The sequence below is a fragment of the Staphylococcus sp. 11511212 genome, assembly GCF_011394755.1.
Taxonomy (GTDB): Bacteria; Bacillota; Bacilli; order Staphylococcales; family Staphylococcaceae; genus Staphylococcus; species Staphylococcus chromogenes.
In genome coordinates this window covers 780,282-792,333 of the sequence record NZ_JAANBQ010000003.1, presented here as the reverse complement: position 1 = coordinate 792,333, position 12,052 = coordinate 780,282, and the positions used below count along the sequence as shown (strand labels likewise).

The following is a 12,052-nucleotide window of genomic DNA, read 5'->3' as shown; positions in this document are numbered from 1 at the left end:
ATGATTCATATCTTAAATTTTAACGATGAGATAATAGATTTTATTAGTCGTACAGATAACGCGGTAATACAAGCAAATTATGAACGTGATAAATCAAGTGAATTGTTAGATTTAATCGTTTTAAGTAAACGTGCAGAACATTTTAAAAAACGAAACAGAGTGATTATTGAGGACATTAACGGCGTTTATCGTGAGTTTATCATTGAACGTACCGAAGAAAATGGTCAGTATTTACAGGTTGAATGTACGGCGTCTTATGTGCCTGATATAAGCACTGCTAAACCTATTATGGCGGGTAAATACGAAAAAATGACCGTAGATCAAAAATTATCTGAAGTTTTGCGTGATACAAACTGGTCTGTAGGCGATTGCGATTATGGTGGGATTAGGACTAACTCATGGACATCACCACGCACGCCGTACGAAATGATTAGTCAGTTAACTACAAATCACAAGTTAGAACCTGATTATGAAATTATTATTGAAGGTAATGAAGTTAAACAGCGTTTAGTTAATATGAAGATACCAAGCCATTTATTTAAAGGTAAAGAAATCGTCTACGGTAAAGACTTGTTGAGTATTAAACGTACAGTGGATTTTTCAGAGGTTAAAACAGCTTTGATAGGTATAGGACCTGAAAAAGAGAATGGCGACAGAATATTCGTTGAAGAAGTAGACGACGAGGCACAACAACAGTTTAATCTTCCACAACGTTATATTTACGGCATTTATGAACCTGAAACCGAAGACGATAATATGACGCTAGAACGGTTACGTACATTAACACGTACAGAATTAAATAAACGAAAGTCGGCTGCAATATCTTATGAAATATCTGTTGTTGATCTCGAAAAAGAATACCCGCATGAAATTATTAGATTTGGTGATATTATCAGAATTAAAAACCCTGATTTTACACCTAGCCTATATGCCGAATCTGAAGTTATAGGGTTTAAGCATGATTTGATAAGCGGTAATTGCACTTATACATTCGGGAATATTATTGAATATAAAGAAGAAACGTTACGTAAATACTTTGAAAGTAAACTCGACTATATTCGTCAAAAGCTAAACGATGGGTTAACTAATGTCAATACTATAGTTGCTGATGTGGTTGAGGGTAAACTTGAGTATTTCGAACGTAAGATTATCAAAGGTGTTGAACCGCCAGAAAATCCAGTGAATGACATGTTGTGGTTAGATACAAGTAATTCTGATGTAGCAGTATTACGACGATACTGGGAGGGGCAATGGATTAATGCGACGGCAGAAAAAGCTGAAGATATAGGTGCGATAACACGCGAAAAAGCACTATATAGCGAGTTGACTAATACTTTCGTTAACCTATCCATTCAACATAGTAAGTTGTTAAATGAAATGCATGACGTCATGAATAGTGAGTATTTAGTGGACTTTGATTTGAAAGATGAGTTAAATGCCAAACTTGACGCTACTGTATCAATTTATAACAACATTAAAAGCAACCTTGAAAGTATGACTGATGAGACTGCCACTATAGGTAAGTTAATCGATACACAAACACTGTTTTTAAATTATAGAACGTCTATGCAAGAATTATACACTGTGGTTGAACGTGCAAAAATAGCGATTGATAATCGATTTAAATTATTGCAATCACAGTATACAGAAGAAAAATTTAGAGATGCATTACAAGAAATCGCTGATACATTCGGCTTACAAGTAAATGAACAGAATCAACTTGTAGGTGAACCTAATGTTGTTGAAAAAGCGGTTATTGCAGCACGTGAAGATACTAAAGAACAGCTAAGGGATTATGTGAAGTCAGTCGATTATCAAACCAATCAACAAGGCTTGATTGAACGCATGGAATCGGCAGACACAGAACGTAAGACGCTTGCAGGTCAAATCAGTGATAAAGTAACTAAAGCAGAATATCAAAATGGTTTAGACAACATTAAAATCGGTGGAGTTAACCTATTTCAATCATATGACAGTGCAACACATGGTAATAATGTGCATCCATCTATTACTTCCACACAATCATTTAGAGGCAAGTATTGGGCGACAACGTTATACACTGCAGATTATCTAAAAAAAGTGTTAGTACCCGGTGAAGAATACACGTATTCTTATGAATTAGAAATTGTCGGTTTATCAGAAAAAGAAGTAGCGATGTCTAAAAATCATGGGATTATTTTTTACAGCGCTTCTAATTCAAAAGAAAGCATTACAAGTAGTTATAAACAAATTGAAAGAATAATAGGTAATAAATTTAAAGTTACTCAAACGTTTGTTGCACCTAAAATCACTGATCATAAATTTTTGGCATACTCAGGCTTTTACTCAGACGATGGGACAGTTAAATATCCTGTAAGTTCAAACTTAGTAGAATTCCGAAACTTAAAACTAGAAAAAGGTAATAAGGCCACAGACTATACGGAAGCACCATCTGATGTAACACGTAGTACAGATAAAAAGCTTACTGTCGCAAAGACAGAAATCTTACAAGACGGCGAACAAATATCGCAACGTGTATCACGTGAGGTGTTTAACGCAAGTAGTCAAACCTTAAATCGTGTTGTATCAGAATTTATTAATAATACAACTAGCGGAATGACATTCACTTATGATGAAAACGGAAATATACAATCACAGAACATAGGTCCACAAGGGATTAAATTCGACGCTACTAAGTTTGAAATTAATGACGGTGATGTGGTTGTAAAAAACGGACGTACCACTATTAAAGATGCCTATATTGATAAATTATTTAGTAATCAAGCCACTATTAATAAACTTAATTCAATCGATATTGAGGCTAGAAGAATTAGAGCTAGGGACAATCAAGCGTCAGTTAATGTTGAGGGTGGCACTATTACGATGAATAGAACTGACGGTGCAAAGCTTGATATAGGGCTTGACGGCATAGCGATGTATAATAGCGGAGGTTCAAAGCGATTTAGCATGGACAAACTGCTCGTTGAAAGTGCAGCACTTGGTACATCCAACTCAAATGTTTACCTTGCGGCAAGTGATGGATTTGAGGCAAGGGTTGTTGATAGAGCAATGGTACCTAGTGACGGTTCTATTTCATCTTACAAATACTTGCCTATACGTTCACTAGCATTAAAGTTCCCTCAGAACAGCAATGGATATGTAGGCGTCGATGGTGAATTTCGCATAATGTCAGAGGGATTAGTTAATGGAGTGTATCGTGACTTACGGGCTAACGGCATATACGCGAATAGGTTGATATCTAACGATTCAACTAACTTGTATTTAGGTACAGATAGTAATGTACGATTGGTGGCAAAAGGTGATGATAACGTTTATAGAGACCTAGTAGCGAATGGGGTATATGCTGATTTTGTACAAATAAATCCTAACACATCCTCAAGTAACTTATATTTACGTGCAAGTGGTGAAGTTAGAATGACAGCGCTTGGTTCAACAACTTCCTATCAAAACGTTAGGGCGAATGGCTTTTTAGGCACATTCCTAGATGTAGCTGGAAACACTAACGCTAGTAACATGTATGTAAGACCGGCACCTGGAGGAGCTTTATGTGTAACGCAACGTAATACGACAGATAAATTCTTAGCAGTTAAAGCATCACAAGGTATTTGGACTTCTTCTGAAAAGTATAAAGAAAACATTGATGAATGGAATGAGAATGTCCTTCAGAAAATTAAAGATACTAAACTTTATGAGTATGATTTGATGTCTGAAAAAGACACGCCTAACCAACGTAGACACCATGGTGTAATCATCGAAAGACAAACGCCGAAAGAGTGGGTAGTTGAAGATGGTGTAGATCAGTATGAAATGACAACTTGGTCATTAAAAGCAATTCAAGAATTGTTAGTGAACATGGAGTTGATGGATAAGCGCATTAAAAAATTGGAGGCTTTAAATAATGAACGAACAAGTTAATCCACAATTAGTTATTGATAACCTAGCAAATGCAAATGCAGAACTGCAGAAAGAAAACGCAATACTGCGTGCATTAATTACACAATTACAGAATAAAGATAATGAAACGTCTGACGATAATCGTTAGGCGTTTTTATTATAAATAAATTTATTGGAGGAATCTGTTATGGAAAAAATTACAGAGTATTACCTAGTAGAAGTGGACAAAAGAGGCGAAGAAAGTTGCTTAATGCAAAACTACTCAAACAGTTTTGTGCGTGGTGCATCACCGAACACAGCTTATAAGTTTACTGATGAAGAACAAGTCAAACAGGTATGCGCAATGCAGAATATGTTAGCTGGCATTTTTAACAATGGAACAAAAACATATTATGTGAAACAAGATATTACACGTAGTTCTTTTGATGAAAAAGGAGAACCCTATACTCAGGAGGAAAATAAAAAGTTAGAGTTCGAATAAAGTAGGTGAATTGATTTGGAGTCTTATCAAAGAGAGACAGAACGTAGACTTTCTCGTTTAGAAGAAAATGATGATAAAATTTTTGACTCCTTAGATGAAATCAAGAATACACAGCATAGTCAAAATCTTATCAACCAAAAAATGGATTTTACTTTAGATTCTATTAATAGAGAAAGAGAAATTGATAAAGAAAATAAAGAAACAAATAAAAAGAATATACGGGAAATGAAAATGTATGTAATTGGCTTGGTGGGGACTATTGTAGGTTCATTAATCATCGCAATTTTGCGTACATTTTTTGGAATTTAAGGAGGTGATTGGCATGTTATTTGGATACAGTTTCTGGTCATGTTTCTGGTTTGGCAAATGCAAATAAATAATGAACGTCGGCACTTCGGTGTCGGCTTTTTAATTCAAGGAGATGAATTGAATGGATATAAATTGGAAATTACGGTTTCAAAACAAAGCGGTGCTTACTGGCTTGGTAGGTGCCGTTTTATTGTTTGTAAAACAAGTCACAGAGTTATTCGGATTTGATTTATCAGAACAACTAGAACAGATTAGTGGTATTATAGGTGCTATTTTGACTTTATTAGCAGGAATAGGCGTTATCACTGACCCTACTTCTAAAGGAGTATCGGATTCAGGGATTGCTAAAACTTACCAACAACCACGTGACAGTACCAATCCTGATGAATTTGTGGAATGGCAAGGGGTTAATTCAGAGATGACGCCTGATAAATCAGAAAAGGAGCTTGTTACATTCGACACATCTTTACCGTTTACAGATGATAGTGATAATGTGAGGTACGATGTGAATGAATATGAAAGTGAGGTTAATAGTCATGACAGCGAAACTCACTAAGCAAGAATTTGTTAATTGGCTTAAACAATCTGAAGGCAAACAGTACGACATGGACGGGTGGTATGGCTACCAATGTGTTGATTATGCCAATGCGGGGTGGCAACAATTATTTGGTTATAATTTAAGTGGTGCTGGTGCCAAAGATATCCCGTTTGTTAATAACTTCACTGGCAAAGCAAAAATCATTCAAAACACACCAGAATTTATTGCAGAACCGGGAGATATGGTAGTATTTAACAATAAATACGGCGGCGGTTACGGCCACGTTGCATGGGTTATTAATGCTGATATTAATAACATTACTGTACTAGAACAAAACTGGTTAGGTGGCGGTTGGACTAATGGACCTGAACAAGGTGGTACTGGTTGGGAAAAGGTAACGAAACGCACACACAGTTACGACTTCCCAATGTGGTTTATTCGTCCTAATTACAAACAGGAAGACGCAACTGTTAAATCTTCGCAATCCGCGACAGTTGGGAATAAAAAGTCGACAGTTAAGCAAACAGTTAAACCAGTTAAACTACAAATTGTAAAAGACGTTGTACAAGGGTATAAATTACCACAACGTGGTTATAAACCTAAATATATCGTTATTCATAATGATGCAGGAAGTAAATATGCGACTGCAGAATCTTATCGTAATGGTTTAGTAAAAGCACCATTATCACGATTAGAAGCAGGTATTGCGCATAGTTATGTAAGTGGTAACACTGTTTGGCAAGCGCTAGACGAATCACAAGTTGGTTGGCATACTGCTAGTAAAAACGGCAATAGAGATGGATATGGTATCGAAGTGTGCCAATCCATGGGTGCTGATAATGCGACATTCCTTAAAAACGAGCAAGCCACATTCCAAGAATGCGCAAGACTTCTTAAAAAATGGGGGTTGCCAGCTAATCGTAACACTATACGATTACATCATGAATTTAAGAATACAGAATGTCCACACAGATCGTTTCTTTTACATGCAGGAATTAACACCCGAGAAGATAAGATTACAGATAATGCTATTTTAAAAGTAAAAGACTACTTCATTAAACAGATTCGTGCGTTTATGAATGGTGATATTCCAGTTGCGACTGTATCTAACAAATCATCTGCATCTAGTAATACGGTTAAACCTATTGCGAGTGCTTGGAAACGTAATAGTTATGGTACGTATTATATGGCAGAGAAAGCGCGTTTTATCAACGGTAATCAACCTATTACCGTGAGACTACAAGGGCCATTTACAACTTGTCCAATAGGTTATCAATTTCAACCAGGAGGCTACTGTGATTACGATGAAGTGATGTTACAAGATGGTCACGTGTGGATTAGTTATGATTGGCAAGGCCAACGCTATTATTTGCCAATACGTACGTGGAACGGTGTAGCTCCACCTAATCATGGTGTAGGTTATTTATGGGGACAAATAAAATAAATTGTGCTAATATAATGTTAGGATACGTTGCATTTACTCCTCATATATTAGTTAGGTTAATTTTTCTAGGCAGTCTTTATGGCTGTCTTTTTTTAGTACAGAAGTATATTAAATGTCTAATATTTATTATGAGACACACTGGAAAATTTATGTTATTTTAAATACAGACATTCACTCAATGTCTGTATTTACTTTCCTTTACTATTTGGTATATATTAACTGGCGGTCTTATATGGCCGCCTTTCTTTATTGCTAAATACTTTCACATCAACTTGAAGTGTTTTTTATGACAAGTAAATTAAGGTGTGTTATTATACTAGAAGAACATTTTCGTTCTAACTACACTACACACCTCAAGAAAAGGTTTTAACGTTTCTAGACGGTCTTAATTGACCGTCTTTTTTGTATTTGTTAACATTAATTTAGGTGTCCCTAGTATTTAGTTAAAAAGCATTTACAAGCTTTTAAGAGTAGCTCTTGTAGCTACCCTCTTTTTGTGGTAATGTAAAAGAGTGTTCAATTTGTTTTAAATCTATGTTTTCAGGCTAGCCGAAATGGTTAGCCTGTTTATTGTGTGAAGATGTAAGTATATGCAAATATAGACAATCTATCATTTAGCGTCGCCCGTTCATTTTAAAGGGTGCGTAATTTGTAAAGTAGATGTTTTTTATGGCAAAAGTAAAAACAGTATGCTATTTTAAAAATAGAACAGTATCATTATGTTCTACTATTATTTTCATCATATCTATTTTAGACGGTCTTAGTTGACCGTCTTTTTTATTTGTAGTATAATTAAGCTACCTCAAATATTTGGAGTATTAAGTGTTCGATTTGTTTTAGACCTATGTTACAGGCTAACCGTAATGGTTGGCCTCTTTTTTTATGATAATATACATATATACATGCTAAAAATAATAATCGTAATCGTTACATTTTCTAACCACCTATGCATGTCACTGGGTGGTATTTTTGTTCGCTTTTATGTTCTGTCTATTTCTTTTTTTAAATAAGTTGTATATTATATATATAATTGTGTTGAGTGGGTGGAAAATGGAAAAAATAACTGAAATAACAAGCAAGGTTGGTAATGGAGCCACTACACCTTATTATGCAATGATAAATTCATCAGCGGTTGTAATCAAATCTATAAAAAATGATGAGGGTTTCTATGCTTTATTTAATGAAGCAACGGGTTATTATATAGCAGAAAGTTTGGAATTTCCACATCCTGAATTTGGATTTGCAGAGTATGATGGTTTTCTAACTAAAAACCATATTTCAAGTGGAGTAAGTTTTGATCACGCAGAATTATTTACATATACCGTATTAGAAAATGCTGTTTTACCTATTGATGCTCCAGGCATGTTAAATACAGTTGAAAATAAAAATATTATTGAATTGATTATTTTTGATTGTTTTATTTCAAATACAGATAGGAATAAAGGTAACTTATTAATAAAGATGCCTAAAAAGAAACAAAAAGCAGAATTGTTTCCAATAGACTACACGCATATATTTCCTGGTGAATGTATTTGGTTTGACGTTCTAAAAAAAGGAAATCCATCAATAAAAACAATGATAGAAGATGTTTTTAATACTGGTAACTATCAGTTGCTAATAGAAAACAAAACTTTTACTTCTGCAGAAATTCAACAAGTAGGTTCTGACTTTAAAAATAAATTAGGTAATATTGACATGGATGCTATAATCGATTCTATACCGTTTAAAATTAAAAGTGGACATCAAGAACAAGACATTAAATTATTGAAAAAGTTTGTTGAAAGAAACAAAAATGAGTTTGATGATATAATAGAAGAAATAATAAAGCATTTAGTGAGGTGAGGAAAATGTATAAAGTGAAATATTCAAGTTTCAATTATTACCCAGATACACTATTGATTTCTAACATTGCAGTGGGTGTTATTTTTCAAATTGAAAATAATAATAACTATTATGAAAACAGATTTAACCTTATGCAGCGAAAGAGCAAACTTTTTAATTTTGACGAAGAACTTAATCCAGAATTTACTAAAATCTTTTTAAATGGTATAAGAGACAATTTTGTTAAATTCAAAGGTGAAATAAAAGAATTTACTAGATTTTATGTGAATAATTTTAAATTCACTAACATACAAATTAGAGAATTCAATAGTTTAGATGAAGTTAATATATTTATAAACGATACAACTAGATACATTCTCCACCCATCACAAAATCCTAAAAATAAAATGACTGAAAAAGAGAAAAAAGAATATATAAACAACTATTTGTCGAAAAAATTCAATACTGTACAAAAGTCTTATGTATTTCAAGGTGGTAAAAATCAAGATAAAATAACGGTTGATTTTATGGTAGAAACCAAAAATGGGAAAAAGATAGGTTATAAAGTTGTAAATAAGTCTCCGCAAGCTATTTTTAATATTAGATCATATATAGCTCATGCCATGTTTAACGAAGAAAATATAACATTCATTCTGGATGATAATATGGAAAAAGAAAGGGAGTTTATTTTTGATTTAAAGGATCAGATAAACAAAGAATCAGAAATAAATGCTGTGCTAGAAAAGGATTTAGTGACACAATAAACCACTTACCAATGGCAAAAAGCGCATTAAATCAACGTTTTTTATTTTGCATATTTTGTATAAATCATAATTCTAATCGAAGATGAGGATTTACAATCATTATTTGATGGTGAACTTGTGGAAGATGCTGACGAATTTGACTATACATTGGCAGAAGTTAAAAGTAATTTAGAAAGTTATCGTAAATAAAAATCAAGCGACCTGTAATATGGTCGCTTTTATATTACGCGTGTCAAACACGTGTCAAAATGTTTTAGTTTTGTTAGTTTTAGTTAGAAAGTAAATCTTTATAAATACCGTAGTTATGCGGTTTTAGATAATCGTAGAAAGTATAAAATATCCCTCCGTTTCCGTTATTTGTTTATATTTCGTAAATTTACCGTTGTATCACGTATCTGTATACGTTGATATGACGGTATTTTGTGGTTCTATACTTTTAACGGTTGGTGAGTTGTTCACTAGCCGTTATTTTTGTTTTAAATACAAAAATAACACAAATATCTTCATAAATAAGGGACGACTACTCACTTTTAAGAACAAAATTTAGATAATGGCACTAATTTATTGTAAAAAAATGCCAGTTGTTTGCGGTATAATAATAGGTGAAAGTGCGTGGATTGAACACTGATGATATCAATAGTGGTAGGTATAGGGTTACTTATATATATTATATTTTATTTGTAAAAGAACACTGCAATTGCGGTGTTCTTTTTTGTTATTTACATGAAAATAAAGCTTTCGCATTTCATAAATTTGAAGAATCCTCTAGAATAATAAATAAAGGAGGCGCGCTTATGATACGTGAAGCGAAAGAAGCAGATGCGCAATCGATTGCCGAATTGTCCTACATAATTTGGAAAGATATGGAATTAGAAATTGTAAGGAAATATCCAAAGGAAGAAGTCATTCAAGCAATACAACACAGTGTGACGGACATCCCTTATCGCAATCATTATCGACATGTTCATGTCTACGAGGTGGACAGTCAAGTGGCGGGGATGATTGTCACTTATGAGGGGAATAAAGAACTACAGTACGAACAGTCTTGGAGGACGCTCACTTGTGCTAAAGCGTTCCCTTTATCTACAGAAACCCCATTACCCGTCAAAGAAGCCGATGATGGGGACATTTACATAGAATCAATTGCAACTTTTCCAGCGTTTAGAGGGCGTGGGATAGCTAAAGCTTTAATGCAACATGTGATGTCCCATTATAAAGAGCAAAAGTTAAGTTTAAATTGTGATCAAACGAACACGGTCGCGAGAAAAATTTATGAACAAATGGGATTTCAACCGACAAATAAAAAGACGTTGTATGGTCACACCTATCATTATATGACCTATCAAAGCTAAGGAGGGATAGGATGCTTGATTTAAAAAATGTAAGTTATCATGTCGATGATCAACGCATTTTAAATCAAATTGATTTGAAGGTAAAACCAGGGGAAGCGATTGCTGTTGTAGGACCCTCTGGCAGTGGAAAGAGTACCTTGCTTCGGGTTATTGGTGATTTAATCTCACCGACTGAAGGAAATATTTATTTTAAGGGGCATGCTTATCAAGATTATTCGCCTGAAGAACTAAGACAACGTGTGAGTTATTTACCCCAAAGAGTCGAATTATTTGGAGAGACAGTTCAAGATAATTTAGCGTTTCCTTCTATTGCACGTGACCAGTCTTTTGACAAAGCACGTGCAAAGCATTTGCTAGAAGTAGTAGGATTGAAAAAATATAAATTGAACGCTTCTGTCCATCGTATGTCGGGAGGCGAACAACAACGGATTACCATTGCACGTCAACTCATGTATCAACCTGAGTTTTTACTGTTAGATGAAGCGACAAGTGCGCTTGATGATAAAAATAGTGCGCAAGTTGAACAATTGATTTTTGACATGGTAAAAAACGGAACTTCTGTGTTATGGATTACGCATAACAAAGCGCAAAGTGAACGTCATTTTCATCGTGTTATCACGGTTCGCAATGGTGAAATAGAGAAGGGGGCGCACGCATGACAACAACGTCGCTCTTATTGACTTCTCTTTTATTGCTCGTTCCTATTTTTATTTCTTATAAAGAAAAATTACATATTGCCAAAGATTTAATCATTGCGGCGATACGTGCAGTCATACAGTTGGTTTTAATTGGCTTTTTATTGGAATTTGTATTTAAAGTACAAGAGGCATGGATTGTCCTTGCTTTAATGTTAGTGATTATGATTAATGCTGCAGCCAATACGCGTAAACGAGCTTCTTCTATTCAACGGCATGTTTTTTGGGTTTCGTTTATCGCCATTATGACAGGGGCGGTGTTATCACTCGGTGGTGTTTTACTCACGGGAGCGATTAATTTTACACCTAATGAAATCATTCCTGTTGCTGGAATGGTAGGTAGTAACGGTATGATTGCGATTAATTTAAGCTATCAAAATTTAGACCGCATTTTTACAAAGGAAACGGAATCCATTGAGGCGAAGCTTTCGCTAGGTGCTGCACCATCACTAGCGGCTAAAGATGCGATTCGTGAAAGTATTAAAGTGGCTATTGTCCCAACCATCGATTCTGTGAAGACTTATGGGCTTGTTTCCATTCCGGGGATGATGACAGGTTTGATTATTGCGGGAGTACCACCATTACAAGCAATTAAATTTCAATTAATGGTTGTATTTATTCATACGACGGCGACGATCATTTCGGCATTAGTGGCGACATATTTAAGTTATCGTCAGTTTTTTAATTATCGCCATCAATTGATACAAATTAAAAAAGACGAAACAAATCCCACTTAACCGTTGTTAAGTGGGAT

General features: G+C 34.5%; 11 protein-coding genes. All 11 read left to right on the top strand.

The features are described from left to right. The 11 genes from G8Y84_RS05190 (at position 1) to G8Y84_RS05140 (ending at position 12,035) form a co-directional block, all read left to right on the top strand. The gene (locus G8Y84_RS05190; protein ID WP_119513452.1) at positions 1 to 3,915 is read left to right on the top strand and encodes a phage tail spike protein; all 3,915 of its coding nucleotides are present in this window, start codon (positions 1 to 3) and stop codon (positions 3,913 to 3,915) included. Next, positions 3,899 to 4,042, top strand: a complete 144-nt coding sequence (locus G8Y84_RS05185) for a hypothetical protein (protein WP_165806168.1) — start codon at positions 3,899 to 3,901, stop codon at positions 4,040 to 4,042. The genes G8Y84_RS05190 and G8Y84_RS05185 overlap by 17 nt, the downstream gene beginning before the upstream one ends. Before the next feature lie 39 nt (positions 4,043 to 4,081). Then, the gene (locus tag G8Y84_RS05180; RefSeq protein WP_037571971.1) at positions 4,082 to 4,375 is read left to right on the top strand and encodes a hypothetical protein; all 294 of its coding nucleotides are present in this window, start codon (positions 4,082 to 4,084) and stop codon (positions 4,373 to 4,375) included. Positions 4,376 to 4,390: 15 nt separating this feature from the next. Continuing rightward, positions 4,391 to 4,684: a DUF2951 family protein gene (locus G8Y84_RS05175; RefSeq protein WP_037571969.1), complete on the top strand. Its 294-nt coding sequence runs from the start codon at positions 4,391 to 4,393 to the stop codon at positions 4,682 to 4,684. Positions 4,685 to 4,805: 121 nt separating this feature from the next. Then, the gene (locus G8Y84_RS05170) at positions 4,806 to 5,240 is read left to right on the top strand and encodes a phage holin (RefSeq protein ID WP_105965926.1); all 435 of its coding nucleotides are present in this window, start codon (positions 4,806 to 4,808) and stop codon (positions 5,238 to 5,240) included. Then, complete coding sequence (locus tag G8Y84_RS05165) at positions 5,221 to 6,666, top strand: SH3 domain-containing protein (RefSeq protein ID WP_105965927.1); 1,446 nt, start codon at positions 5,221 to 5,223, stop codon at positions 6,664 to 6,666. Before G8Y84_RS05170 ends, G8Y84_RS05165 begins: the two co-directional genes overlap by 20 nt. 1,050 nt (positions 6,667 to 7,716) lie before the next feature. Further along, complete coding sequence (locus G8Y84_RS05160) at positions 7,717 to 8,508, top strand: HipA family kinase (RefSeq protein WP_037573026.1); 792 nt, start codon at positions 7,717 to 7,719, stop codon at positions 8,506 to 8,508. A 5-nt stretch (positions 8,509 to 8,513) separates the two neighbouring features. Next, entirely contained in the window at positions 8,514 to 9,251 is a 738-nt protein-coding gene (locus tag G8Y84_RS05155; RefSeq protein ID WP_037571949.1) for a hypothetical protein, read from the top strand. 794 nt (positions 9,252 to 10,045) lie between these two features. Then, a complete protein-coding gene (locus G8Y84_RS05150; protein ID WP_037571946.1) occupies positions 10,046 to 10,603 on the top strand; it encodes a GNAT family N-acetyltransferase in 558 nt (185 codons plus the stop codon). A gap of 11 nt (positions 10,604 to 10,614) precedes the next feature. After that, complete coding sequence (locus G8Y84_RS05145; RefSeq protein ID WP_165806167.1) at positions 10,615 to 11,262, top strand: ABC transporter ATP-binding protein; 648 nt, start codon at positions 10,615 to 10,617, stop codon at positions 11,260 to 11,262. After that, entirely contained in the window at positions 11,259 to 12,035 is a 777-nt protein-coding gene (locus G8Y84_RS05140) for an ABC transporter permease (RefSeq protein ID WP_103159402.1), read from the top strand. The genes G8Y84_RS05145 and G8Y84_RS05140 overlap by 4 nt, the downstream gene beginning before the upstream one ends. Positions 12,036 to 12,052: the final 17 nt, after the last annotated feature.